At 63.3% G+C, this 25,497-nt stretch carries 27 protein-coding genes; 13 read left to right on the top strand and 14 right to left on the bottom strand.

Features of this window, described 5'->3' with window-relative positions; all coding sequences use genetic code 11:
* Position 1 precedes the first annotated feature (1 nt).
* The 3 genes from ACODSR_RS04115 (at position 2) to ACODSR_RS04125 (ending at position 1,687) form a co-directional block, all read left to right on the top strand.
* Entirely contained in the window at positions 2-499 is a 498-nt protein-coding gene (locus tag ACODSR_RS04115; RefSeq protein ID WP_489073948.1) for an asparaginase domain-containing protein, read from the top strand.
* Positions 496-1,377: an SGNH/GDSL hydrolase family protein gene (locus tag ACODSR_RS04120; RefSeq protein ID WP_489073949.1), complete on the top strand. Its 882-nt coding sequence runs from the start codon at positions 496-498 to the stop codon at positions 1,375-1,377. Before ACODSR_RS04115 ends, ACODSR_RS04120 begins: the two co-directional genes overlap by 4 nt.
* A gap of 67 nt (positions 1,378-1,444) precedes the next feature.
* Positions 1,445-1,687: a hypothetical protein gene (locus tag ACODSR_RS04125; protein WP_489073951.1), complete on the top strand. Its 243-nt coding sequence runs from the start codon at positions 1,445-1,447 to the stop codon at positions 1,685-1,687.
* Positions 1,688-1,760: 73 nt separating this feature from the next.
* Here the strand turns inward: ACODSR_RS04125 and ACODSR_RS04130 are convergent, their stop codons facing one another.
* From ACODSR_RS04130 to ACODSR_RS04155, 6 genes are all read right to left on the bottom strand, one after another.
* Entirely contained in the window at positions 1,761-2,288 is a 528-nt protein-coding gene (locus tag ACODSR_RS04130; RefSeq protein ID WP_006963736.1) for a CarD family transcriptional regulator, read from the bottom strand.
* Between the two features lie 245 nt (positions 2,289-2,533).
* A complete protein-coding gene (gene fdxA / locus ACODSR_RS04135) occupies positions 2,534-2,872 on the bottom strand; it encodes a ferredoxin FdxA (protein ID WP_119749816.1) in 339 nt (112 codons plus the stop codon).
* A 161-nt stretch (positions 2,873-3,033) separates the two neighbouring features.
* On the bottom strand, positions 3,034-3,357 hold the full coding sequence (locus tag ACODSR_RS04140) for a type II toxin-antitoxin system RelE/ParE family toxin (protein ID WP_489073953.1): 324 nt from the start codon (positions 3,355-3,357) through the stop codon (positions 3,034-3,036).
* Positions 3,354-3,608 (bottom strand): antitoxin, encoded by a 255-nt coding sequence (locus ACODSR_RS04145; protein WP_489073955.1) that lies wholly within the window; start codon positions 3,606-3,608, stop codon positions 3,354-3,356. Before ACODSR_RS04145 ends, ACODSR_RS04140 begins: the two co-directional genes overlap by 4 nt.
* 89 nt (positions 3,609-3,697) lie before the next feature.
* Entirely contained in the window at positions 3,698-3,994 is a 297-nt protein-coding gene (locus ACODSR_RS04150) for an RNA-binding S4 domain-containing protein (RefSeq protein WP_489073957.1), read from the bottom strand.
* Complete coding sequence (locus ACODSR_RS04155) at positions 3,987-6,596, bottom strand: helicase-related protein (protein ID WP_489073959.1); 2,610 nt, start codon at positions 6,594-6,596, stop codon at positions 3,987-3,989. The genes ACODSR_RS04150 and ACODSR_RS04155 overlap by 8 nt, the downstream gene beginning before the upstream one ends.
* A 224-nt stretch (positions 6,597-6,820) precedes the next feature.
* Here ACODSR_RS04155 and ACODSR_RS04160 point away from each other — a divergent pair, with 224 nt between their 5' ends.
* Together ACODSR_RS04160 and ACODSR_RS04165 are read left to right on the top strand one after the other, a co-directional pair.
* Complete coding sequence (locus ACODSR_RS04160; RefSeq protein WP_489073961.1) at positions 6,821-8,350, top strand: M23 family metallopeptidase; 1,530 nt, start codon at positions 6,821-6,823, stop codon at positions 8,348-8,350.
* A gap of 84 nt (positions 8,351-8,434) precedes the next feature.
* The gene (locus ACODSR_RS04165; protein ID WP_489073963.1) at positions 8,435-9,220 is read left to right on the top strand and encodes a nucleotidyltransferase family protein; all 786 of its coding nucleotides are present in this window, start codon (positions 8,435-8,437) and stop codon (positions 9,218-9,220) included.
* Between the two features lie 116 nt (positions 9,221-9,336).
* Here the strand turns inward: ACODSR_RS04165 and ACODSR_RS04170 are convergent, their stop codons facing one another.
* Both ACODSR_RS04170 and ACODSR_RS04175 read right to left on the bottom strand, forming a co-directional pair.
* On the bottom strand, positions 9,337-11,649 hold the full coding sequence (locus ACODSR_RS04170) for a putative bifunctional diguanylate cyclase/phosphodiesterase (protein WP_489073965.1): 2,313 nt from the start codon (positions 11,647-11,649) through the stop codon (positions 9,337-9,339).
* Positions 11,646-12,260 carry a cupredoxin domain-containing protein gene (locus ACODSR_RS04175; RefSeq protein ID WP_489073967.1) on the bottom strand — a complete coding sequence of 205 codons (615 nt, stop codon included), beginning with the start codon at positions 12,258-12,260 and terminating at the stop codon, positions 11,646-11,648. Before ACODSR_RS04175 ends, ACODSR_RS04170 begins: the two co-directional genes overlap by 4 nt.
* A 115-nt stretch (positions 12,261-12,375) precedes the next feature.
* On the opposite strand from ACODSR_RS04175, the gene ACODSR_RS04180 reads away from it, so the two are divergent.
* From ACODSR_RS04180 to ACODSR_RS04190, 3 genes are all read left to right on the top strand, one after another.
* On the top strand, positions 12,376-13,248 hold the full coding sequence (locus ACODSR_RS04180; protein ID WP_489073969.1) for a DUF3034 family protein: 873 nt from the start codon (positions 12,376-12,378) through the stop codon (positions 13,246-13,248).
* 14 nt (positions 13,249-13,262) lie between these two features.
* A complete protein-coding gene (locus ACODSR_RS04185; RefSeq protein ID WP_489073971.1) occupies positions 13,263-13,733 on the top strand; it encodes a group I truncated hemoglobin in 471 nt (156 codons plus the stop codon).
* Between the two features lie 79 nt (positions 13,734-13,812).
* Positions 13,813-13,995: a CsbD family protein gene (locus ACODSR_RS04190; RefSeq protein ID WP_119749838.1), complete on the top strand. Its 183-nt coding sequence runs from the start codon at positions 13,813-13,815 to the stop codon at positions 13,993-13,995.
* 228 nt (positions 13,996-14,223) lie between these two features.
* Here ACODSR_RS04190 and ACODSR_RS04195 read toward each other — a convergent pair whose 3' ends face one another.
* A complete protein-coding gene (locus tag ACODSR_RS04195; protein WP_489074172.1) occupies positions 14,224-15,597 on the bottom strand; it encodes an alanine/glycine:cation symporter family protein in 1,374 nt (457 codons plus the stop codon).
* 219 nt (positions 15,598-15,816) lie between these two features.
* Here ACODSR_RS04195 and glmM point away from each other — a divergent pair, with 219 nt between their 5' ends.
* From glmM to ACODSR_RS04220, 5 genes are all read left to right on the top strand, one after another.
* A complete protein-coding gene (glmM, locus tag ACODSR_RS04200; RefSeq protein ID WP_489073973.1) occupies positions 15,817-17,157 on the top strand; it encodes a phosphoglucosamine mutase in 1,341 nt (446 codons plus the stop codon).
* Between the two features lie 174 nt (positions 17,158-17,331).
* Positions 17,332-17,556 (top strand): DUF1272 domain-containing protein, encoded by a 225-nt coding sequence (locus ACODSR_RS04205; protein WP_489006203.1) that lies wholly within the window; start codon positions 17,332-17,334, stop codon positions 17,554-17,556.
* Positions 17,553-18,320 carry a bifunctional hydroxymethylpyrimidine kinase/phosphomethylpyrimidine kinase gene (gene thiD / locus ACODSR_RS04210; RefSeq protein ID WP_489073975.1) on the top strand — a complete coding sequence of 256 codons (768 nt, stop codon included), beginning with the start codon at positions 17,553-17,555 and terminating at the stop codon, positions 18,318-18,320. Before ACODSR_RS04205 ends, thiD begins: the two co-directional genes overlap by 4 nt.
* Positions 18,313-18,912 carry a ribonuclease HII gene (gene rnhB, locus ACODSR_RS04215; protein ID WP_489073977.1) on the top strand — a complete coding sequence of 200 codons (600 nt, stop codon included), beginning with the start codon at positions 18,313-18,315 and terminating at the stop codon, positions 18,910-18,912. Before thiD ends, rnhB begins: the two co-directional genes overlap by 8 nt.
* Positions 18,913-19,095: 183 nt before the next feature.
* A complete protein-coding gene (locus ACODSR_RS04220; RefSeq protein ID WP_489073979.1) occupies positions 19,096-19,761 on the top strand; it encodes a L,D-transpeptidase family protein in 666 nt (221 codons plus the stop codon).
* Here ACODSR_RS04220 and ACODSR_RS04225 read toward each other — a convergent pair.
* The 5 genes from ACODSR_RS04225 to ahpC form a co-directional block, all read right to left on the bottom strand.
* Positions 19,717-20,091 (bottom strand): TadE/TadG family type IV pilus assembly protein, encoded by a 375-nt coding sequence (locus tag ACODSR_RS04225; RefSeq protein WP_489073981.1) that lies wholly within the window; start codon positions 20,089-20,091, stop codon positions 19,717-19,719. The two genes, ACODSR_RS04220 and ACODSR_RS04225, sit on opposite strands and share 45 nt — an antisense overlap.
* Before the next feature lie 41 nt (positions 20,092-20,132).
* Positions 20,133-20,639, bottom strand: coding sequence for a TadE/TadG family type IV pilus assembly protein (locus ACODSR_RS04230; RefSeq protein WP_489073983.1), 507 nt, complete (start codon positions 20,637-20,639; stop codon positions 20,133-20,135).
* Entirely contained in the window at positions 20,636-22,693 is a 2,058-nt protein-coding gene (locus ACODSR_RS04235) for a pilus assembly protein TadG-related protein (RefSeq protein ID WP_489073985.1), read from the bottom strand. Before ACODSR_RS04235 ends, ACODSR_RS04230 begins: the two co-directional genes overlap by 4 nt.
* A gap of 373 nt (positions 22,694-23,066) precedes the next feature.
* Positions 23,067-24,647 carry an alkyl hydroperoxide reductase subunit F gene (gene ahpF, locus ACODSR_RS04240; RefSeq protein ID WP_489074174.1) on the bottom strand — a complete coding sequence of 527 codons (1,581 nt, stop codon included), beginning with the start codon at positions 24,645-24,647 and terminating at the stop codon, positions 23,067-23,069.
* A gap of 213 nt (positions 24,648-24,860) precedes the next feature.
* A complete protein-coding gene (gene ahpC / locus ACODSR_RS04245) occupies positions 24,861-25,424 on the bottom strand; it encodes an alkyl hydroperoxide reductase subunit C (RefSeq protein WP_119750523.1) in 564 nt (187 codons plus the stop codon).
* Positions 25,425-25,497: the final 73 nt, after the last annotated feature.

Consider the following 25,497-nt stretch of genomic DNA (forward strand, 5'->3'; position numbering starts at 1 on the left):
CATGTTATCCCCCGAAACGCCCATCCTGATCCTGACGACCGGCGGCACGATCGACAAAATCTATTTCGATGCCCTGTCCGACTATCAGGTCGGTGAAACGGTGATGGCCCGGCTGCTGGACGTGGCGCGGGTCAAGCGGCCCTTCCGTATCGAGGAAATCGTGCGCAAGGATAGTCTGGAACTGGACGATGCCGACCGGGCGCTGATCTATGCCCGCGTCGCTGCTGCGCCGGAAAGCCATATCGTCATCACCCATGGCACCGACACGATGACCGACACCGCCAAGGCACTGGCCGACATCCCCGGCAAGACGGTGGTGCTGGTCGGCGCGCTGGCCCCGGCCCGCTTTGGCGAGAGCGATGCCAGTTTCAATCTGGGCATGGCCTTTGCGACGGCGCAGGTGGCCGATCCGGGCATCTATATCACGATGAGCGGTTCGGTGTTCCGCGCCGATGCGGTGGTCAAGGATCGCGCCAAGGGGGCGTTCGTGCCGCTATGAGGCAAGCCATCGGAACATTCTTCGGAGCCTTGCTGCTGGCCGGTTGCGCGGCTGCGCCCGATGTGGCGAAAGCGCCCATTGCGCCGTCCGCCCGTTATGTCGCCATGGGCAGTTCGTTCGCGGCGGGGCCGGGCGTTACCGTGTCAGCGGACAGTCCCGCCACGCGCTGCACCCGGTCGCGCGACAATTATGCCCGGCAACTGGCACGGTTGCGGCAGCTTGATCTGGTCGATGTCAGTTGCGGCGGCGCGACCAGCGCGCATCTGCTGGGACCATGGAATGAATTGCCGCCGCAGCTTGACGCGCTGACCGCCGACACCGCGCTGGTGACGATTACCATCGGCGGCAATGATGTTGGTTATGTCGGTCACCTGTTCATCGCGTCCTGCAAGGGTGGAGGCGATTTGCCTGCATCAGCCGCTGCGATGTGCAACGGGATGGCGGTCCGGCAGCAGGCAAGCAGCCCGCCTGCGGTCCCGACCGAAGGGGCATGGGCGACGCTGGCCGCCAGTCTGGACCGGATAACCACGGAGGTTCGCCGTCGTGCGCCGCGTGCGCGGCTGATTTTCGTGGATTATGTGACGCTGGTGCCGTCGGGTGCGCTCTGTCGTCAAGTGCCGCTGTCGACCGAGGATGCCGCGAATATGCGGGTTATTGCCAGGCGTCTGGCCAAGGAAACCGCCAGCGCCGCGCGGCGGGCGGGGGCCGATGTGCTGCGGGCATCGGCGCTGTCGCAGGCCCATGACGCCTGTGCAGCGCAACCCTGGGCCAATGGTTTGTTCGCGCGGGAGGGTGTTGATCCCTTCACCCCTTATCACCCCAATCTGGCGGGCATGACGGCGATTGCCACGGCGCTGGATCGGATGCTGCGGCGCTGACAGGCCGGAACCCTCTCCCTCCTCCGCGCATTATGCGGCCATCTATGATGATGATGAGGAGAGTTTCATGGCCGACTATCAGGAGCGTCCGGCAACGACGACGACAACGGTGATCGAAAAGCGCAGCAGCGGCGGCATGACCTTTGCGATCCTGCTGCTGGTGGTCGTGGTGGCAGTTGCCGCTTTCTTCCTGGTCAGCAGCGAGACGAGCAAGGATAATGCCGTCACAAGCGCCGCGACGCAAGTCGGGCAGGCCGCCAGCGATGTCGGCGATGCGGCCAAGGATGCGGTCGACACCAAGGGCGAATAAGCCCGCGCATCGCTGCAAAAAAAAGGGCGCGCCATTCGCAAGGCGCGCCCTTTTTTCGCGTCAATGGCTGATGTCAGCCTTCAACCTTGACATATTTTGGCGCGGCTTCGTTGAGGATCGCCAGGATCTTCTTGAGCGCGGCGGGTTCGTCCGTTTCTTCCATCGCCGCCAGTTCGCGGGCGAGGCGGCTGGACGCAGCCTCGAAAATCTGGCGTTCGGAATAGCTTTGTTCGGGCTGGTCGTCGGCCCGGAAGAGGTCGCGCGTCACTTCTGCGATCGACACCAGGTCGCCCGAATTGATCTTCGCTTCATATTCCTGCGCGCGGCGCGACCACATGGTGCGCTTGACCTTGGGCTTGCCCTTCAATGTTTCCATCGATTCTTCGAGCGTCTTGTTGGACGAGAGCTTGCGCATACCGACGCCTTCGGCCTTGTTGGTCGGCACGCGGAGCGTCATGCGCTCTTTTTCAAAGCGGAGCACATATAGTTCCAGCTCCATGCCGGCGATCTGCTCCTTTTGCAGTTCGATCACACGGCCCACGCCATGCTTGGGGTAAACGACATAATCACCAACGTCAAAGGACAGCGCCTTGGCAGCCATTTGGAACCTTTCCAATCAACCGGGGAACGGGGCCGTCGCGGAACATATGCGCAAGGGGCATATGCATGGGGGGTCCACGGCGCCACCGTCAGGACATGAAGCTAATTCTCCAGGGACGGACAGGAGGGTGTCCGACCGTTGGAAAGCACATTAGCAGATTCGTAACAAAATTACCACCCCCGGACATAATCGCCGGGAGTGCAACGCAAAACAGGAGTCGGCGGGGCGGCGCAGGGCCGCCCGGATCAGTCGCCGGAACCGGGTTCGGGCGAGAAAAACTTTTCCAGCTTGCCTTCAACGCCCTTCATGGCGTCGGCGTCGGCAGGCGCTTCGCCCTTGACCGTGATGTTGGGCCATTCAGCCGAATATTTGGTGTTGAGTTCCAGCCATTTTTCCAGGCCATTCTCGGTATCGGGCAGGATGGCTTCGGCCGGGCATTCCGGTTCGCACACGCCGCAATCGATACATTCGCTCGGATTGATGACCAGCATATTTTCGCCCTCGTAGAAACAGTCCACGGGGCAGACCTCGACGCAATCCATATATTTGCAGCGGATGCAGTTGTCGGTCACGACATAGGTCATTGTCAGGGCACTCTTGGTTGGAAAAGCGCGGTCCTGCTATGCGCAGCCACGCGCAAGGTCAATGAGGATAATGTTGGCGGGCGCGTAGGGGTGGTTTTGCGCTTGGTGGGGTGGGAGTTCACGCTGTTATTGGGGTTAATGAAGCGTGCGTGCAGAAATGGCTATTTGCTCTGACTTTCCAGACGTTCGGCCAAACGCATCATCAGGTCCATCCGCTCGTGAAGCAGAGCGACGATAAGGGCTGGGCCAATTTCGCGCATAAGGCAGAAGATATAATGGCGTTGGCATCGGATCATGCGAAGGCCGGGATGCAGCGCGTCCATATCGCGAAATATGCCGCGCCCGGTGGCCACGGCATTCATACAGTTCAGCAGTTTTGCGGAATAGAGGCCTGCCTGACGGTCGCCCCAGCGCGTGTAGGTGTAAGAAACAATATCGCGTAATTCGGTCGCCGCCGTCGCGGTCAGGACATAGGCTGGTGTCAAGCGTGCCGGTTCCGGCTCAATTCATCCGCGATGATATCCTCGGCGTTCATCGGTGAAACATTGCCCGCAAGGCCTTCCGCGATCCGTTGTTGCAGCAGGTCGCGCAACTCATCCCATGCCTGGTCGCCATCGGCCTGTGTCGGGAACAGCCGTTCGAGCGTATATTGCTTGATCGTCTTGCCTTGCAGCGCGGCCATCGCCTTGAGGCTTTGATGCTGCTGGTCGGTGATGTCGATTGTGAGGCGGCTCATTCACGCTATATAGATTGTTGCCTACATTTTTACAAATGTGGGCCGGTGAATTTCTGGCATGGGCCGATGATTGGCGTCGATCTTGTCCCTCACCCCCCGATCGTCAGTTCGTCATAGCAGGTCTGCGCCTCGACCGCCGCGCCGCGCCGCACCGGTAGTTGCGCTACCCGCACCACGCGCACGCCCTGGCCATGGGGGAAGGTGATGAGGTCGCCCACGCGGATGGCGGCGTGGGCGCGTTCTATGCGACGACCGTTGACGCGGATATGGCCGTCTTCGGCCAGTTTCTGCGCGCTCGACCGGCTGGGGCAGAGCCGGACGAACCAAAGATATTTGTCGATGCGCAGCGTCGGGCCATGGCCGCCCACCGCGACCGGATCAGCCATTGCGGCCGAGCAGCGCGGCGAGACCGGCAAAGGCGTTGTTGGCGGGGGCCGCTGGCGCTCTGGCAGGCATTGCGGCGGCGGGCGGGGTTGCGGGCTTGCCGCGTGGTTTGCCGTCGCGCGCCGGGGCGGGCTGCTTCTGGGGTGGGCGCGCCTTTTGCCGACCCTTGAACACCCAGTTGGGCTTGCCTTCCTCTGCGCCTTCCACGGCACGGAAACCCGCGGCGCGCATCAGGGCGAGAAACGCGGCTTCGGACAGGCCCAGCGAGACGATCTGCGGGCTGGTGGTGGTGAAGGCTTCACCCTTGGCAATAGCTTCATGCGCGGTGCGGGCCATGCGTTCGGCCATGTCGATGCGCAGCATCTGTTCGCCAAAGGTGCGGAAGCCTGCGATCCGCGCGCCCATCTGGTCGAATTTTTCGCCAGCCGGGATCAGGGTAAGGCCAGGCAGCGGTAAAGGCAGGCAGGGCTTGCTGATCCGTGCCGCGAGCAACGCGCCGCGCCAGCGCGCCGCGCCGGGCTTGAGCAGGCCGGGATGATAAAGATCCAGCACGCCGATATCGATGCCCGCCCGGCGCAGCAAATGGCGCTGATCCTTGTCCAGATGGCCGAGGGCCGAATCGAGATCGGTGCGCGGGCTGACCCCGCCTGCGTCGCCCAGCTGCGCGAATACGGCGCGCACCACGGGCGGCACCTGTGGGTCGGCGGCGCTTTCGGCCATCTTGACCAGCGGCAGCAAATGCTTCTGCTTTTGCGCATCGACCCAGTTGGTCAGGCGCGATGTTATCTGTTTCTGCACATCCTGATCCAGCGCCAAAATCGCGCGATCCAGCCGGATTTCGGGCGTCAGCAGGGTTGGCCCCGCCAGCAAGGCGGCGACCGGCGTACCGTTCCACGCGATGCCGGGCGCGTCGCCCGCTGCGTCCAGAAGCGCGAAATTCACGTCCGCCGCGCCGATCAATTCGTCTGCCTTCACCCGTAATACCTTTCCAAGGCGCCTTTCCGCCGCAGCCAACAGCAATTTCCTGTCCTGATGGCGCGTAGCGGGATCGACCGAGAATCGGAAGCCGTCAAGTCGCCCGATCGTTTCGCCATCTACACAGACGTGGCCGTCCGCCTCTACCGTCACGGGTAACTGGTTCACATTTTGGCCGATGTCACGCAACAAGACGGTGGTGCGCCGGTCGACGAAGCGCTGCGTCAGCGCGGCGTGCAGCGCGTCCGACAGTTTTTCCTCCAGCGCGCGGGTCCGTTCGGCCATCTCTGCGGGGTCAGCGAGCCAGTCGGCGCGATGGGCGATATAGGCCCATGTCCGCGCCGCCGCGATCCGGCCCGACAGCGTGTCTATGTCGCCCTGCACCGAATCGAGCCGGGCGAGTTGCTGCGCGAACCAGTCGCGCGGGATATGGCCGGTCCCGTCCGAGAGGAAATGCCAGATGCGGCTGACGGTGCGGGCATGATGGTCCGCGCCCAGTTTCTGGAAATCGGGCAGGCCACAGGCGTCCCAGAGCCGCGCGACCTGCCGCTGCCCGCGAACCCGGTCGATGACGGCAGGATCGGCGGCCATGCGCTTCAAGACAGCGAGATCGACCGCTTCGGGCGCGGCGCGCAGTTCGGGGCGGTCGGGCCGTTCCTCCAGATCGGCGATCAGGGTCGCCAGACTATCGAGGCGGGGCGCGCCATCGCGCCAGTAGAGATGGTCGATGGGTGGGAAGCGGTGCGTTTCGATCGCTTCGATCTCTTCAGGGGTGAAGGCGGCATTGCCGTCCTCTCCGCCCAGACTGCCGAAGGTGCCGTCCTTGTGATGGCGGCCTGCGCGCCCGGCGATCTGCGCCATTTCCGCCACTGTCAGGCGACGGCTGCGGCGACCGTCGAATTTGCGCAGCGAGGCGAAGGCGACATGGGCGACGTCGAGATTCAGCCCCATGCCGATGGCGTCGGTCGCGACCAGATAATCGACCTCGCCATTCAGGAACATCTGCACCTGTGCATTGCGGGTGCGGGGGCTGAGTGCGCCCATCACCACTGCTGCGCCGCCACGAAAGCGCCGCAGCATTTCGGCGACGGCATAGACTTCTTCGGCGGAGAAGGCGACGATGGCGGAGCGTTTGGGCAGGCGGGACAGCTTCTTCGCGCCGGCATAGGAGAGGGTGGAAAAACGCGGACGGCCGATAATGTCGACATCGGGGATGAGCGATTTGACCAGCCGGGCGATGCTAGCGGAGCCAAGGATCATCGTTTCCTCGCGCCCGCGTGCGCGCAGCAGCCGGTCGGTGAAGATATGGCCGCGTTCGGGGTCGGCGCCGATCTGCGCTTCGTCCAGCGCGACGAAGGCATAGTCGCTCTGGAGCGGCATGGATTCGGCGGTGCAGAGGAAATAGCGGGCCTGCGGCGGCACGATCTTTTCCTCGCCGGTGATCAGCGCGACCTGGGCCGGTCCCTTGATCGCCACCACCCGGTCATAGACTTCGCGGGCCAGCAGCCGAAGCGGGAATCCCATCATGCCGCTCGAATGGCCGCACATCCGTTCGACGGCCAGATGGGTCTTGCCGGTGTTGGTCGGACCCAGAACGGCGGTGACGGGCGAACGGGTGAACTGGACCATGACCCATTCTGTCGGGCAGGACGGGGCCGGGGGCAAGCGGATTTAGAGGTTCCGTGGCGCTGCACGATCCTGTCGGACCACTGGCACCGTTCGTCGCACGGCTGTGTGTCACAGGGCCGTCTTAAATTGACTTTAACCTTGGGGGTTCACAACAGTGAAGCTCGACGCACGGCGCGCGGGGCCGTTGCGGACGCAATGATAAAAATGCCCTGGGGGTCGCGGGTTTGTTTCAGGAAAGCCAGTTCGGTTCGCAACAGGGCGGCGCGTCCATGTCGCTGTGGCTGGCCGATTCACTTGCCCGGACGCCGGTAGCCCCGCCACCACAGGACTGGCGCGCGCGGTTGCGCATATGGTCGGACGAGGTGGAACTGGTCCCCGACCTTGGCCAGCGCGTCGGCAGCCTGACATGGTTTCGTGGCCTTGCCACCTGTATCGGCCTGTGCGGCACGGCGCTGTATCTCTCGCCCGGTTTTCAGCCTCTGCCCGGTGCGCCGGGTGCTGTGCTGGGCGACAAGCAGTTTGACGAAGTGCGCAGTCAGATGATCACGCCGCTGGCGCTGGGCGCGGACAGTGGCCATCGCATGGGATCGACCGATGCGGTGCAGCCGCTGCGCCAGACGCCCGAACGGCCCCAAATCGAATTGAACGCACAGGTTGGCAGCAGCGATACGCTGTCGCGCGCACTGTCGCGCGCTGGCGTCAGCGGGGGTGACGTCGCGACGATCAATGCACTGGTCGGCGGTGATATTGCCGGCGGGGTGAAGCCCGGCACGCGCCTCGACATCATGTTGGGCCGCCGCGCCAGCCGCGACCGGCCACGGCCGCTCGACAAGCTGGCGTTCCGCGCCCGGCTCGACCTGGGGCTGGAACTGACGCGCACCGGTGGCGTGCTGTCGGTCAAGCGTATTCCCATCCGCGTCGATGATACGCCGCTGCGGATTCAGGGCGTGGTCGGCGACAGCATCTATCGCTCCGCGCGCGCCGCCGGTGCGCCGCCCAAGGCGGTGCAGGCCTTCCTGCGCGTGATTGCGGGTCAGGTCGATCTGGGCGGGATCGGGGCGGGGGACCGCTATGATATCGTGACTGCCTATCGCCGCGCCGAAACCGGCGACGTTGAGGTGGGCGATCTTCTCTATGCAGGCCTGAAGCGCGCCAGCGGCAAGACGGTCGATATGCTGCGCTGGACCAAGGATGGCCGCACCGAATGGTTCGAGGCATCGGGCGTAGGCGAACGGCGCGGCGTGCTATCCTCGCCCGTCGCGGGGCGGATGACGTCGGGCTATGGCCAGCGGCGGCACCCTATATTGGGCTATACGCGGATGCACGCGGGTATCGATTTCGCCGCGCGTTACGGATCGCCCATCTATGCCGTTACCGATGGCGTTGTCGCCTTTGCCGGGCGGCATGGCGGGCATGGCAATTATGTCCGCATCCAGCATGGCGGTGGTCTGGCCACGGGTTATGCGCATATGAGTCGCATTGCCGCCGCGCCGGGCCAGCGGGTCCGCCGGGGGCAGGTGATCGGCTATGTCGGCTCCACCGGTCTGTCGACCGGGCCGCATCTCCATTATGAACTCTATCGCAATGGCGGGACGATCAACCCGCTGTCGGTGAAATTCACGACGACGGCGCAACTGGCAGGCGCCGAGCTGTCCGCGTTCCGCGCGAAGCTGGCGCAGTACAAGGCGCTGCATGTCGGGCAGCAGGATCGTTTCGCGCAAAAGGCGGTCGCGCCGGTGGCGAGCGGGAAATAGCGATTTGGATAATCCTCCCCTTACAGGGGAGGATTATCCAACAACCCGCTTTCCGTGCTGCCCCTGCTTGGGTAGAGGGCGGACATGATCGCGCCCATTACCGCCATCCTGCTCGCCGGATCACGGCCCACGCCTGATCCTCTCGCCGTGGCGGCAGGGGTGGCGATCAAGCCGCTGGTACCGGTGGCGGGCGAGCCGATGATCAATCATCCTGCGCGCGCGTTGCTGGCGCATCCGGCGGTGGGGCAGGTCATTGTCCTGACCCAATCGGCTGATTCCTTTGCTGCCGATCCCGCGACGGCATGGCTGGCCAACCATCCGCAAGTCCGGTTCGAGCAGAGCGGGGCGGGGATTGCCTCGTCACTGCTGGCGCTGCTGGAGCGGGACGATGTGCCGTTTCCGATTTTGCTGACCACCGCCGACCATGTGCTGCTCGATAGCGCGATGCTGGACCAGTTTACCCGCGAGGCGGCGGGGGCGGACATTGCCGTCGCCATGGTGGAGCGGGCGACGCTGCTGGCGCGCTATCCGGGGTCGCGCCGCACCTGGCTCAAATTTCGCGATGGCTGGTGGTCGGGGGCCAATATCTTCTGGTTCGGCAGTGACCGGGCGCGGCCCGTCATCGCCCTGTGGCAGGAGGTCGAGCAGGACCGCAAAAAGGGCTGGAAGATCGTGTCGGCCTTTGGTCCGGTCGCGCTGATCGGCACATTGCTGCGCCTGTTGACGTTGCGCGGCGGCATGGCCCGGATCGGGCGGCGCTTCGGGTTGGTTGCCCGGCTGGTGGCGATGGAGAAAGCCGAAGCCTGTATTGATGCCGATAAGGTGGATGATGTGGTGTTGATCGAACGGATCGTCGCCGCGCGGGGATAAGCACCTAGCCCCCTAACCTCCGTTCGTTTCGAGCGAAGTCGAGAAACCTGTGTGTTACGTTTCTCGACTTCGCTCGAAACGAACGGAGGTAGGTTCAATCTGGCGCGACGATGCGCTTAGGCCGCCTTGCGCGCGCCGTCGAGCTTGCCCAGCAGTGCCTCTACATCCTGCGCCGGGATCGGGCGGCTGAACAGATAGCCCTGGATCTGGCCGCATCCTTCGGCGCGCAATATGTCGAGCTGGTCGCTATGCTCCACCCCCTCGGCGGTGGTTTCGATCCCCAGCGCGTCGGCCAGTGTCGTGATCGCGCGGATGATGGCGGTCGCGCCTTTATGCTCCAGCAGATCGACGATGAAGCTGCGGTCGATCTTGAGCTTGTCGAAGGGAAAGCTGCGCAAATAGCTGAGCGAGCTGTAGCCGGTGCCGAAATCATCGAGCGCCACCCGAACGCCCAGCGCGCGCAGGCTGTGGAGCGAGGATAAAGTCGCCTCGACATTGTCGATGAACAGGCTTTCGGTGATTTCCAGTTCCAGCCGGTTGGGTGCGATGCCGGACCGGGCCAGTGCTTGCAGCACCACGGCGGCTAGATTCGGGCTGCGAAACTGGATCGGCGATATGTTGACGGCGACACGGATATGGTCGGGCCAGGTCGCGGCAATGCGGCAGGCTTCGTGCAGCGCCCATTCGCCGATCGGGATGATGAGGCCCGTTTCCTCCGCCAGCGGGATGAAATGGACCGGTGAGACCATGCCTCGCGTGGGATGCTGCCAACGCAGCAGCGCCTCGAACGCGGTGACGCGATTTTGCGACAGGCCGAACAGCGGCTGGAAATGCAGCGCGAGTTCGCCCTTGCGCAGTGCATCGTGCAGATCGGTTTCCAGCGCGCGGCGGGCCTGCGCCTCGGCATCCATGGCGCTTTCGAAGAAGCGATGGCTGCCTTTGCCCTCGCTCTTGGCCCGGTGCAGCGCGAGTTCGGCATTTTTGAGCAGGCTGGTCGCGTCCGCGCCGTCCTGCGGACTGAGCGCGATGCCGACGCTGGCGCTGACGATGATGCGATGGCCGTCAATGTCGAAGGGTTCGGCCAGGGCGGCGACGATGGCGCGACCCGCCTGATCGGCGGTCTGTCCGCCTGCGCGTAGCTTGACCGCAAATTCGTCGCCCGCCAGCCGGGCGATAAAGCCGCTGGGGCAGGCCGCGGCCAGCCGCGTGCCGACGTCGCACAGCAGCGCGTCGCCAATCGGGTGGCCCAATGATTCGTTGATTGATTTGAAATTGTCGATGTCGATGCTGAACAGCATCAGATGGCCGCCCTCGGCGCGGGTCAGGCCCAGCGCGACCTGTTCGCGCAGCATCGCCCGGTTGGGCAGGCCAGTCAGCGCGTCGTGAAAGGCCATGTGCGCGATCTGCGCCTCGCGCGCCTCGACCGCATCGACCATGCGGTTGAAGCTTTGCGCCAGCCGCCCGATCTCGTCGCGCGTCTCCACCTTCACCTGCGCATGTTCGCCCGCGCTCACCTTGCGGGCGGCAGCCTCCAGCGCGACGATCGGCTTGGTCAGGCGTCGGGATGCGGCAAATGCGCCAGCCACGGCCAGCACTGCGCCAACCGCGCCAAAGCCGAACAAGGCCCACAGGATCGGGGCATAGCCCGCCATGGCGCGGGTCAGACTATATTCCAGCACCAGCATTTCAGGCGCCGTCTCAATCAGCGTTTCGACCGGCCGGGTCTGCACCAGCATCAGTTCGCCATCGCGCATGACTTCGCGCAGGCCGCCATCGGCCTTGTCTGCCCGCGCGACACGCGCCAGCGGCATGAGTTGGGGATGCAGGTCGATCGAGGAGAGTTTCGCCAGCGCATTGAGGTCTGCCGGACCCATGTTGCGGGCAAAGACGACCCAGCCGGTCAGCGTCGGGGCGCGCACGGGCGCCGCCGCCGCGATATGGCTGTCCGTGCCCCATCGCACGACGCCTTGCGTGCGCCCGGCGTCGAGCGCGTCGTAAAGCTGATCCTGTTCCGGGCGGCTCAGATCGTTGATGTCGCCCACCACCGTGCCATCGACCGCGACGAACAGCGCATGGTCGAGCTGGAAGCGCCCTTCCAGACTGTGCAGCGCGGACTCGATCGTCGGGGCGTCACCGGTGCCGACAGCCTCGCGGAAGCCGAAATCGCTGGCCAGCACGTCGGCCCCCTGACCAAGCTGGCGCAGCTGCATCGCCGAAATCCGGTCGAACAGCGCGCTGCCGACGTTCATTTCGAGCCGGATGACATTTTCGGCATAGCTTTCGATGGCATTGCGCGTGCCGAACAAGGTCAGCGTCGTCACCGCGACGAACAGGGCGCCGTAGAAGAGCGTCATCCTGATCGTCAGGGTCGACTGCGCCGCGCGCCGCGAGCGCCGCCACAGTCGTTTCAGGCGGAGCGCGCGGGTCATTTGGAGGCGCGCAACGCCAATGGCACGCTTTTGCTCACCGTGCCGCTGCCAGGAATGGGCAGGTTGATCAGCAATTCATTATCCTTGCCCTTGAGCAGGGGGTGCCACACCGTGACCTGCGCTGTGCCGGTCGCCAGCCCGTTGATCCGCGCTTGCCCTGCGGCATTGCTCTTGGTGGCAAAGGGGGTGTCGACCACCTTGATGAAGCCGCTCATCGCGTCGTGAATATTGCAACCCAGCGCAACAGCGCCTGCGCTGGTAAAGGTATAACTGCGGCTTTCATCCTGCCCGAACAGCTTGATTTCAAACTTGGCGGGTTTGGAGAAGGAATAGACATGGTGCCGCACCTTGTCCTTGTTGGGGAATTTCACCGTCGCGCCGACGGGTACGATCAGCACATGGGGTGCAAAGGCGATATTCTGCTGCACCATGGTGGTGCCCCAGGGAAAGCGGATCTGCCCGGCCGGGATGCCGCCCGCAGGGCGAACGGTGACGACCGCGTCACTGACCGGGCGACCAGCGGAATCGACGATCCGAAGATCAAGGTCACCCGCGATTGCCGGGGTGGCGATCAAAGACAGGGCAGCAAGGAGTAGGCGTGAGTCGTTCATGGTTACGCTTGGTAAATGGAAATATTGAACAAATGTTTAGTTCATTTTGGATCATATTTTCGGAGGGCCAAGGTGGTGAACCCTATTTTAACCATGTTCTGCCTAACAGCCGATCATGACCTATTTCCGTCCTCTCCTGCTTGGCGCCCTCATGCTGGCCGCTGTGTCGCCGCAACAGGGCATGGCCAGACCGATCCGCAATGGCGGCAAATTGCTGCTGACCAATGGGATCACCTCGCTCGAAGGCGCATCGGGCGGTGGCCTGACCCCCTGGGCGGTGATCGCAGGCAATGAGACGTCCGACGGCATCGGCCTGTCGGCCCATGGCACGCTGGTCGAGGTCAAGGATTATGACTATCAGAGCGCGGGCGTGGCGATCGGCATCAGAGACCGGATCGAGCTGAGCTACACGCATCAGGATTTCAACACGAACGAGATTGGCGCGGCGCTGGGGTTGGGGAAAGACTATGCCTTTTCGCAGGATATATTCGGCGCGAAGGTCCGTGTCGCAGGCGATCTGGTCTATGACCGGCTGCCCGCCATCGCGGTCGGCATCCAGTATAAGAACAACAATCAGGGCGCGATTGTCCGGGCTATCGGTGCCAAGAATGACGAGGGCGTCGATTATTATGCCTCCGTCAGCAAATTATTCCTCTCCCGCTCCATATTACTGTCCGGCACTGCGCGTCTGACCAAAGCGAACCAGATGGGACTGCTCGGCTTTGGCGGCGGCAAGCAAGGCGGCCATACCCTCCAGTTCGAAGGATCGGCTGCCTGGCAATTGTCGCGGCGCATCGCGATTGGCGGCGAATATCGGCGCAAGCCCGACAATCTGAATATCGCGCGGGAGGATGACTGGTTCGACGCCTTTGCCGCCGTCGCGATCAGCCGCAATGTCACCGCGACCATTGCCTATGCCGACCTGGGATCGATCGCCACGGTGAAGAAGCAGCGCGGCGTATTCCTCCAACTCCAGACCGCCTTCTAAAAGGACGCAATCCCATGTCCATCATATTGTCGCTGCTGCTGTTGCAGGCACCCCATGCGCTGCCGGGCGAAACCGCTGTCGATCCCTATGTTGCGGACAACCGACATGCAGGAGCCGCGCCGTTTGAGGGGGACGGCATGGCCAAGTCCTTTGGCGGACAGGACGGCATCCGCCGCATCGTCGACCGCTTCGTCGCGATCATCTTTGCCGATCCGGTCATTGGCGAGATTTTCGCCAATCATGATCAGGTCCGCCTAAAGCGCACCTTGTTCGAACAATTCTGTTTCATCCTGAACGCCGGGTGCAATTACACCGGGCGCGACATGGCCAGTGCGCACAAGGATCTGGGCGTGCAGAAGGCGGACATGAATCGGCTAGTCGAAACGCTCCAGCGGGCGATGGGCGAGGAGGGTGTGAGCTTTCAGGCGCAGAACCGCTTTCTGTCCAAACTCGCACCGATGCGCCGCGATGTTATTGAAAAGTAACGTTACGCCTGCGTTCCGGCGGAAACCCTTTCTCCATGCGCTCGTTTAGGTTGAGGAAATCACGCAAGGAGTAAATCAGATGGGTGAAGCAACCGACAAGCTGAAGGCCGCTGGCAACAAGGCCGCTGGTGCCGTCAAGGAAGGCATCGGCAAGGCGACCGACAATGAGCGTCTGGAAGCCGAAGGCAAGGCTCAGAAGGCCAAGGGTACGGCGCAGGACGTCGCTGGTTCGGTCAAGGGCGCGCTCGGCGACAAGATCTGAATTTGAGTTGCTCCCAAGCAGGAGAAAGCCCCGCCCTTACCCGGCGGGGTTTTCTTTTTGGCCGACAGCATCTTGTTTTATATAATCTACGCTTGGCAGGACGAGCAAAAATCCTCCCCTGCAAGGGGAGGGGGACCACGAAGTGGTGGAGGGGTGTCGCCCTATCGAGAGGGCGACACCCCTCCGTCTGGCCTGTGGCCATCCACCTCCCCTTAAAGGGGAGGATTTTTAGTCTGATTCTGGCGCGTTGAGATAGGCGCGCACGTCTCGCCGTAGTTCGCCTGCGCACAGATACAGCGCGATGACATTGGGAATCGCCATCAGGAAGAAACTGCTGTCCACGATGCCGACGACCCGGCCAAGGTCGATCGCGGCGGCGGGCGGCAGGGCGACGATGTAGAGGATCTTGTAGGTCCATTGCGCCCTTGGGCCATGGCCGAACAGATAGCCCCATGCCTGCAAGCCATAAAAGCCCCATGCCACCAGCGTCGAGTAAGCGAACAGGAACACGACGACCGCCAGCAGCCAAGGGAACCAGGGCGACACCTGCGCAAAGGCGGCGGAGGTGATCGCGATCCCCTCCAGCCCTATATTCCATGTTCCGGCAACCACAAGTGCGAGGCCGCCGAGCGCGCAAACGATCATCGTGCCGAGCAGGGGTTCGAGCAGCGCGACCAGCCCTTCGGACACGGGATGGCGCGCGCGCGCCAGACTATGCGCCATGACCGCCGATCCCACCCCCGCTTCACTGGCGAACACGGCGCGGCGCATCCCGGCAACGAATGCGCCCACCGCGCCGCCGGTCGCCGCTTGCCCGTTCCACGCCCCGTCCCAGATCAGCGCCAATGCGGCCGGAATGGCGTCCAGATGCAGGACCAGGATGGCCAATACCCCCGCCAGATAGACCGTGACCTTCAAGGGGGTGAGCCTTTTGGCGACCTCCCCCAGCCAGGCCGCGCCGCCCAGCGTCACCAGCGCGACCGCGCCTGCCAGAAATACGCCATAGGCCCAGCCATTGGTGAGACCGGTGACGACCTTCACCTGCGCGAAACTCTGGTTCACCTGCACCATCGGGATCGCGCCGAACAGGGCGAAGAAGGCGTAAGCTCCGCCCAGCATCATGCCGATCTTCGGCCAGCCGCGCGCTGCGCCCACCGCTTTCAACACATACATCGGTCCGCCATGGACATGGCCAGCCTCGTCAAAGATGCGATATTTGAGGCCCAGCGTGACCTCCGCCATCTTCACCGTCATCGCGAACCAGCCGATGATGAACATCCACAATATCGCGCCCGGCCCGCCCATCGTCAGCGCCACCGCGACGCCCGCTATATTGCCCAGCCCGATCGTGCCGGACAGCGCGGTGCTGAGCGCCGCCCACTGGCTGACATCGCCCTGCGCCTCGCCCTTGTCCGGCTGGGTGCGCAGGATGCGGATCGCCCGCCCGACCTGGGTGATATTGGGGAAGCCCAGCCACAGGGTGAAGAACAGCATCGGCAACGCCAGATACAGCACGATCAGTTCGATCTGCGCGCCCGCCACCGGCACCTTGAAAAACACCGCGCCTGACAGCGCGTCGATAAAGCCGTTGAAACTGTCCATCGCGCCGGGATGCCGCGCGCCTGCTGGAAAGTCGATCAAGAAAAACTTGGCTTTCCCTCTCCCCGTTCGCCCTGAGCGAAGTCGAAGGGTTCGACCGACCGCAGGGAGGTTGCTTCGCTACGCTCAGCAAAAGGCTTCGACTTCGCTCTCCTGAGCTTGTCGAAGGGCCGAACGGTTCTGGGGTTGATACCAGTCGCCTCTCCGGTGCAAGAGAAGCGTATGACCAGACGATATTTCGGCACCGACGGCATCCGCGGGCGCACCAATGCATGGCCGATGACGGCGCAACTGGCGATGCAGGTCGGCATGGCGGCTGGCACCCATTTCCAGCGCGGCGACCACCGCCATCGCGTGGTGATTGGCAAGGATACGCGCCTGTCGGGCTATATGGTCGAAAATGCGTTGGTCGCGGGCTTTACCGCGGTCGGCATGGATGTGGTGCAGTTCGGGCCGATCCCGACGCCAGCCGTCGCCATGCTGGCCCATTCGATGCGCGCGGACCTTGGCGTCATGATATCGGCCAGCCACAATCCCTATTTCGACAATGGTATCAAGCTGTTCGGGCCGGACGGCTACAAGCTGTCCGACGAGGATGAGTTGAAGATCGAGGCGCTGATCGACCAGCAGGTGCCGCTGGCCGCGTCCAAGGATATTGGCCGCGCCCGCCGGGTCGAGGATGCGCGTGGTCGCTATATCCATGCGGTCAAATCCAGCTTCCCCGCCGACCTGCGGCTCGATGGCCTGAAAATCGTTATCGATTGCGCCAATGGCGCGGCCTATCAGGTCGCGCCGTCGGCCCTGTGGGAACTGGGCGCGACGGTCGTGGCGGTCGGGGTCAATCCCAACGGCACCAACATCAATGACGGCTGCGGATCGACCGCACCCTTGCTGTGTCAGGAAACGGTGGTGTCGTCGGGCGCGGACATCGGCATCGCGCTGGATGGCGATGCGGACCGGCTGATCGTGGTCGATGAGAAGGGCCAGATCGTCGATGGCGACCAGATCATGGCGCTGATCGCCGCCAATTTCGCGCGGGCAGGGACTTTGCGCGGCGGCGGGCTGGTGGCGACGGTGATGTCCAATCTGGGGCTGGAACGCTTCCTGACCGGGCAGGGGATCGGCCTGGAGCGCACCAGCGTTGGCGACCGTTATGTGCTGGAGCGGATGCGCAGTGGTGGCTTCAATGTCGGCGGCGAGCAGTCGGGCCATATGATCCTGTCCGACTATGCGACCACCGGCGACGGCACGGTGGCGGCGTTGCAGGTGCTGGCGGCGCTGGTCCGCTCCGGCAAGCCCGCCAGCGAGACGCTGCACCAGTTCGACCCGGTGCCGCAATTGCTCAAAAATGTCCGCTTTTCCGGCGGCAAGCCGCTCGAGCATGACGACGTCAAGCGCGTCATCGCACAGGCGGAGGCGGAGCTGACCGGGGTTGGCCGTCTGGTCATCCGCCCGTCCGGCACCGAACCGGTGATCCGGGTCATGGCCGAGGGCGACCGCGAGGAACAGGTGCGCGACGTGGTGGAGCGCATCTGCGCGGCGGTCGAGAAGGCGGCGGCGTGATGCTCGTCTCTCAACCCGTTCGCCCTGAGCTTGTCGAAGGGTTCCACCGACCGCAGGGAGGTGTCTTCGCCTCCGCTCAGACAAGGGCTTCGACTTGCCAAAGGCAAGTTTATCCTGAGCGCCTGCCTTGGCAGGCAGACGAAGGGCTCAGCCGGAACGGGATCTATCTCAAACATGCTTGAAATGCGCCCCGATTGCGAACGCTGCGGCACGGACCTGCCCGCCGATGAACCCGGCGCATTCATCTGCTCGTTCGAATGCACCTTTTGCGCGCCCTGTGCCGAGGCGCTGGACGATCGTTGCCCCAATTGCGGCGGCGAACTGATGGACCGACCGAGCCGCACTGGCAAGGCGCTGGCAGGCAATCCGGCGTCCACCATGCGTCATTATAAGGGATGAGCATTGCGCGCATCCTGATCATCGCCGGGTCCGACAGTGGCGGCGGCGCGGGTATCCAGGCGGACTTGAAGGCGGTCACGATGTTGGGCGGCCACGCCATGACCGCGATCACCGCAATCACCGCGCAGAACACGTTGGGCGTGCAGGGCGTCCACCCGATCCCGACCGACATGGTGCTGGCGCAGATGCACAGCTGCATCAGCGACATTGGCGTGGATGCGGTGAAGATCGGCATGATCGGATCGGCGGACACGGCGATGGCGGTGGCGGAACTGCTCACCGGCCTGAGCGACGTGCCGATCGTCTTTGATCCGGTTATGGTGGCGACCAGCGGATCAGTGCTGGCCGACGCGGCGACGATTGCGGCGTTCGAGAAGCTGATGGCCATCGCCACGCTGGTGACGCCCAATATCCCCGAATTGGCGGCACTGGGCGGCGAGGGCATTGCCGCGCGGTTCGGCACGCATGTGCTGGCCAAAGGGGGGCATGGCGTGGGTGCGCTGCTGGTTGACCGGCTGGTCGGGCCGGAGGGGCTGGTCACGGACTGGACCGACCCGCGCATCGACACGCCACATACGCACGGCACCGGTTGCACGCTGGCCAGTGGGATTGCGACCGGACTGGGGCAGGGGATGGCGTTGGGTGCCGCGATTGCGCGGTCGCGCGCTTATGTCCGCGCAGCGTTGACGATCGCGCCGGGGCTGGGCGGCGGGCATGGGCCGATGGGTGCGCCGTCAGAATTTCTTGCGCACTTTCATGCCTGATTTTGCCCATGAACTGCGCCATTATCCGGGACTTGTTGCGGGCGTCGATGAGGCGGGCAGGGGACCGCTGGCCGGGCCGGTGGTTGCGGCAGCGGTGATCCTGCGGGCGGAGGATTGCCCGGAGGGGTTGAACGACAGCAAGAAATTATCGGCCAAGCGTCGCGCGGCGCTGGAGGGGGAGATCAAGGCCCGGGCGTTCTGCTGGGGGCTGGGGGTGGCCAGTGTCGAGGAGATTGACCGGATCAACATCTTGTGGGCGACGATGCTGGCGATGACGCGGGCGGTCGAGGCGCTGGGGCAGGATTGCCAGCATATATTGGTCGATGGCAACCGGGTGCCGGACTGGCGCTGGCCCGCCACTGCGGTCATCGGCGGTGACGCGCTGTGCCTGTCGATCGCCGCGGCCTCTATCCTCGCCAAGGAAGCGCGGGACAGGATGATGCTGGAGGCGGCCACGGCCCACCCTCATTACGGCTGGGAGAGCAACAAGGGCTATGGCAGCGCGCAGCATCTCGCCGCGCTGCGGACCCATGGACCGACCCCGCTGCACCGGCGCAGCTTTGCGCCCGTTGCGCAGATGCTGTTGATTTAGCGGAGAGTTCCACCCCTCCTCCGTTCGTTTCGAGCGAAGTCGAGAAACCTGTGCGCCCCGTTTCTCGACTTCGCTCGAAACGAACGGGAGAGGGGTGGGGGGGCGCTGTCCCAAGTCGGGACCAATGCGGTAAAGCGCATCCCACCCTCTGGCGCGCCGCTGGCTTATGGTTAAGAAAGGCTTATGCTTTTCCCCCGGCTGTTCGTCCTGCTATGCTGCCTGGCTATGGGCGTTCCGTCCGCGCGCGCGGAGCTGGCCGATATGCCGCTGGCACCAGGGGGCTTTCGCTGGGCCGATGACGGGGCCGCGGGTGGCCCGCTCTATCTGATCGTCAGTATCGCGCGGCAGCGTGTGCATGTCTATCGCGGTGACCGGCTGATCGGCGCGGCCAGCGTGTCCACCGGGACGAAGGGTCACCGCACCCCCACTGGCAGCTTCCCCATCCTGCAAAAGCGCCAGTGGCACCGCTCCAACCTCTACAGCAATGCGCCCATGCCCTTCATGCAGCGGCTGACCTGGGACGGCATAGCGCTCCACGCCGGGCATAATCCCGGCTACCCCGCCAGCCATGGCTGCATCCGCCTGCCCTATGCCTTTGCCCGGCAGCTGTTCGCGTTGACGCGGATCGGCACGCTGACTGAGGTGACCAGCGACCGGCTGAGCGCCGCGATCCTGCTCGACCCGCTGGTGCTGGGCGATGCGGGGAGCAGTGTGGTGACCTTTGGGATGGGGGGCGACATGCGGGCGGGCGTGGGCAAGCGGGTGCCGGTGTTGGAGATTGACCCGGCTATTTTCGGGAGCCGGTCAGGGCGCGCTGACCGCTGGCATACAGGCGACACTGTGCAATGATGTCGGCATACCCGGCACCAGACCGCCAACGGCCATCTGAAAGGGCAGGGTCAGGCTGACCTTGTCCATTTGGCTGATTCCGTCGCATGTCGCATTTTTTTCGATGACGATGCCTGATACGGGCAGGGTGAGGCCGGACCGCGCAATATGGGTCACCGCAAATTGCTTCGCCGCGTCATCGTCACCGCATTCCAGATCGCCAATGGCCAGGCAGCGCGCCGTTGCATAGGCGGACTCCTGGACGACCTGGAAAGTCCATAACGCCCGCCCGGCTTCGATGATGCCAAAGATGAAGAGCAGCAATATCGGCGCGACGAGCGCGAATTCCATGATCGTCGCCCCCCTGCAATCTGCCAGTATCGTGCGCCGGGTCATTGCATCCGCACCGTGACGCGCGCAGTGATCTTCGTACCGTTCAGCCAGGGATTGGGCAGCACCACATAATGGTACGTCGCCTCCGCCGCGATGGTGAGATAATAGCCCGACAGTCCGCCGGACGGACAGGCTCCGCCACATTGGGCATGGGCGGCAAACGCCCCGGTGGCCGACGAAATGCAACCACAGCTACGGTCGATATTGACGCAAGTGCTACCATCATTGCAGGTCACGCTCACGCTGGGTGTGCTGCCTACATGGGCGCGCGCGGTCACATATTGGGCGACTTTTGCCGGGTCCACATTGCTCCGCGAATTGAACGCGGCAATGGATGCTTCGCTGACGGCGCGCTTCAATCGTTGTTTGTAAATGGCGTAGATGCCGAAATCGGCGCTGACGACCAGCACGCTGAAAATGAGGATACACCATAGGGCAAATTCTATGGTCGCGACGCCACGCGTGTCGCGGCGGATGCGCGCGAGGATGGATGTGCTTTTCATCATCGGACCAGCGAAACCCCGCTGGAACTGCCTGACCCCGATGAGGATAGGGGGGAGCAGGAGGAGGTAGAGGCACCGGCGCCACCAAAGACGGTGACCGTCTGGGCCACAAGGCTCCAGCATTTGCCGCCACCGCTCAGTTGGCCGCCGCTGCGGACGGTCAGGGCCGAGTTTGGCACATAGATGATGCCCGCCAATACGCTGTTGCCGCCACCTTCGATCACCGTGGCACTGCTGCTGTCGGTGATGAAAAGAAAGTCCTTGATTGCCCCGGTTCCGCCGCCGGTGGGCGCGGTCAGGGCCAGATGGGCGCTGCCCGACAGGACGACATCGCCCGACAGGATGAAGCTGATGTCGGTGCCGGTCATGCTGCCGGTGGTGGTGTTGTGGAAATTGCCCGCGATATAATAGGCACCCGACCCGAACACCGCGCTGCTGCTGAGCGTCAGGTCGCCGTTGATATAATGGCTGGCCGTCGCGCCGAAGGTAACTGTCCCCGCCGCCTGGATGTTGCCGTTGGCGCTGAAAGGACCGTGGCCAAAGATCAGCGTGGAGCTGCCGCCGGTCAATATCGCGTTGCCATCGCCCCAGCTATCTTTCGTGACGGCGAAGGCACCATTGCCAAACCGAACTGATGATGAATCGCCCACGTTCAACTTGCCGTTAATGTCGGTGTCGCCATCGCCGACGGTCAGGCTGGTTGCGCCCTGGGTGTCGATCGGGCCGAAATAATGACGTCCCGTGCCGATCGCCGTGGTCGAGCTGCCCTGCAATGTCGTGCGGCCCAATATGGCGAAATTGCCACTCCCGACCATGAAACTGCCCGATACGGTCAGGTTTCCGGCAATGGCGACATTGGCGGAGCCGCCATTGCCCAGCCAGAATCCGGCCCCTGTGTTGGTGACGCTGCCGCCGACGTTCAGGTTGGCGCTGCCGGTGATCACCAATCCGGTCCCACCGCCGACAACGCTGACGTCGCCATGGGTGTTGATCGTGCCGTCGCCCTCTATTCTGATCGCTGCGGCATTCTGGATGCTGCCACCGACATTGATCGTGCCGTTGCCACGAATGGTGATGCCGGGCCAGATGCCGGTGATATTGTTGCGAACATTGATGGTCGTCGGTCCGCTGAACGCCACATTTTCCGTCACCGACATGCTATCAAAATCATAGGTGCCGCCGGGGAAGACCCAGGCGCTGCCGTCCCACACCCCGACAACGGATGCGCCGCCGTTGGAATAGATATAGGCATTGTCGGGCCACCATGTGCGCTGGAACTGGGCGCTTGGTGCCGATATGCCAACGGCGGGAATGGCAGACAGGGTTGGCACCTGCACGGGCGTAACCGTGCCGATCATGTTGCGGGCGGCGATCATGTCGGCATTGCCGCTCAACGGATCGCTGATCAGGGCCGCGCCCTCCGTCTTCTGATCGGCCTGGATGCTGCTGTCATAGGGGGGGGTGTGGATCGCACCATGGGCGTTGATAGCTTTGGCGCTGATCGACGATCCACCTTCGGCATAGGCGTCGCTATTGGTCCAGATCGCGCAATCAGGGGCGGAAATGCCCGATCCGCCTGTCGCTGAAACGCCATGGCTTGCGCCTTCTGCCAGCGCGATGATGCACGGCGCTGACGCGGGCGGCAGCTTGGCAAAGGCAGTTGCGCCGACGGCGAAGCTGGTGCCCAGCCCGAACACGCGGCTGAAAAAATAGGGCTGGTCTGTCGTGACGACGGCCTTGACAGCGCGGACACCGCTGGCATCGGGCGAATCCACGAGTGACACATCGACAGAATCGGCAGCCAGACCGGAGCCGCTGGCGATTTCCCTGGCCGCGCCGCGCATCTCGCTTTCGGACTTGTTCACCAGATAGACATTGGCCGCCGCCAGCGCAGCCATGTCCGCAACGCTCTGGTTAGCGACGCGCTCGGCATAGCCATTGCTCAGTTCGACGCCAAAGCCGATCATGCCTGCCAATACCGGAAGCGATAACGCTCCCAGCATGGTAACACTGCCACTTACGCTGCCGCGCAAGCGCTTTGTATAGATTAAAAACATGCGACCCCCAGCCTTTTAGCCTTTAGGAATATTTTATACGTTTATCCGGCTGCGATTATTGTTTGCCTGACATACATTTTGCATCCTGCACCGTAATGAATAATAATTTGTAACGCACAGGAGTTCGGCAATATAGGTTAGGGCTGTGGCGAACCGATGTAATGTGGGGCGGACCTTCTCTAACCGCCACAATGGTTAGAGCTAAGATGTCGTTGTTGCCGCTACGGCATCCTGCCAAAATCTGTAACTGATTTGGCAGTCCAGTTGGTTCAGTTCCTGAATGAGGGCGTTCTTGTCATTGTCGTTCTTCCGAAAAATAGCTGATCTGGTGCCTGATCGGCTATTTCGCGGGATTGCGGCTATCTATCTCCTCTTAAGCTGCCTGCGCGGCCGCTTCACTCGCAGGCAGGCGAATCAGATAGTCGAACGCCGACAACCCGGCAGTTGACCCCGCGCCCATGGCGATGACGATCTGCTTGTAGGGGACAGTCGTGCAGTCGCCTGCTGCAAACACGCCCGGCACGCTGGTTTCGCCGCGGGCGTCGATTTCGATTTCGCCGCGGGGGGAAAGGGCGACGGCGTCCTTGAGCCATTCGGTGTTGGGGACCAGGCCGATCTGGACGAAAATGCCTTCCAGTTCGATGTCATGTTCGGTGCCGCTGTTGCGGTCCTTGTACGACAGGCCGGTGACCCGTTCACCATTGCCGTCGACCTTGCTGGTCAGCGCCGATGTGATGATCTTGACGTTGGGCAGGCTGGCGAGCTTGCGTTGCAGCACCGCGTCGGCGCGGAGCTGGCTGTCAAATTCGATCAGCGTCACATGGGCGACGATGCCGGCCAGGTCGATCGCGGCTTCGACGCCGCTATTGCCGCCGCCGATCACCGCGACGCGCTTGCCCTTGAACAGGGGGCCGTCGCAATGGGGGCAATAGGCCACGCCCTTGTTGCGATACTCATCCTCGCCCGGCACGCCCATCTGCCGCCAGCGCGCGCCGGTGGAAAGGATGAGGGTGCGGCCTTTCAACGACGCGCCGTTTTCCAGCACGACCTCATGATAGCCGCCTTCGGTGCGGGCGGGGATCAGCTTGGTCGCCTTTTGCAGGTTCATGATCTCGACATCATAATCCTTCACATGGGCTTCGAGCGCGGACGCCAGCTTTGGCCCTTCGGTGCGCGATACCGAGATGAAATTTTCGATATCCATCGTGTCCAGCACCTGCCCGCCGAAGCGTTCGGCGGCGACGCCGGTGCGGATGCCCTTGCGTGCGGCATAGATGGCCGCCGCCGCGCCCGCAGGCCCGCCGCCGACGATGAGAACCTCGAACGGCTCCTGTTTCTTGATCTTCTCGGCCGCGCGAGTGGCGGCGCCGCTGTCGATCTTCGCGACGATCTGCTCCAGCTCCATGCGGCCCGAACCAAAGGGTTCGCCGTTCAGGAAGATGGTGGGGACGGCCATCACCTTGCGGCTGTCCACTTCATCCTTGAACAGCGCGCCGTCGATGGCGACGTGGCTGATGCGGGGGTTGAGGACGCTCATGAGGTTAAGCGCCTGCACCACGTCCGGGCAATTCTGGCAGGAGAGGGAGAAATAGGTTTCGAAGGCGAAGTCGCCGTCCAGCCCCTTGACCTGTTCGATCAGGTCCTGCGCGGCCTTTGACGGGTGACCGCCGACCTGGAGCAGGGCGAGAACGAGCGATGTGAATTCATGGCCCATCGGGATGCCCGCGAAACGGACGCCGATGTCGGTGCCCACGCGGCGGATCATGAAGCTGGGGACGCGCTTGTCCGCGCCCGACACCAGGGTTACCTTGTCCGACAGTTCGGCGATTTCAGCGAGCAATTCGCCCAGTTCGCGTGACTTTGCGGCATCATCCAGCGACGCCACCAGCTCGATCGGCTGGGTGATGTTCGCGAGATAGCCCTTAAGCTGTCCTTTGAGATTTGCGTCCAACATCATTCTGGCTCCGTTGCGTGGATGGGCGGGCCGCCCTGCGCATTCCAGGAGGAGGGGGAAGGGAAAAGCGCAAGGCGGCCCACCGCCGGGGATGGTGCGACCCAAAGACCCCGGATGGGAAAAGCATATATTTATATGAAAGGGTGGCCTGACCCGCCGGGTTCCGCACTGTCTGGCGGAACCCGGCGGGCCTGTACGCGGCCGGGCGTATATTTAGATTTTGCCGACCAGGTCGAGCGAGGGGGCGAGGGTTTCTTCGCCTTCTTCCCACTTGGCAGGGCAGACTTCACCGGGGTGCGCGGCGACATACTGAGCAGCCTTCACCTTGCGCAGCAGTTCGGTCGCGTTGCGGCCGACGCCTTCGGAGGTGATTTCCATGAACTGGATCACGCCTTCGGGATCGACCAGGAAGGTCGCACGATCGGCCAGGCCGACGCCGGGGCGCATCACGTCGAAATTGTTGGTGATCGTGCCCGACTGGTCACCCAGCATATAATAGTTGATCTTGCCGATGGCGGGCGAGGTGTCGTGCCAGGCCTTGTGGCTGAAATGGGTGTCGGTCGAAACCGAATAGACTTCGACGTTCAGACCCTGCAGCGTGGGATAGATGCTGGCCAGATCTTCCAGCTCGGTCGGGCAGACGAAGGTGAAGTCGGCGGGGTAGAAGAAGAAGATCGCCCACTTGCCCTTTACGTCCGCGTCGGTGACGTCGACGAACTTGCCTTCCTTATAGGCGGTCGCGGCGAACGGCTTGATGGTGGTGTTGATAAGAGCCATGGGCTTGTCAGTTCCTTCTGAGGGGTTGCTGTTGCGAACACCATGTAGGGAAGCCGACGGTCTAAGGGAAATT

The sequence above is a fragment of the Sphingobium sp. FG125 genome, assembly GCF_057809795.1.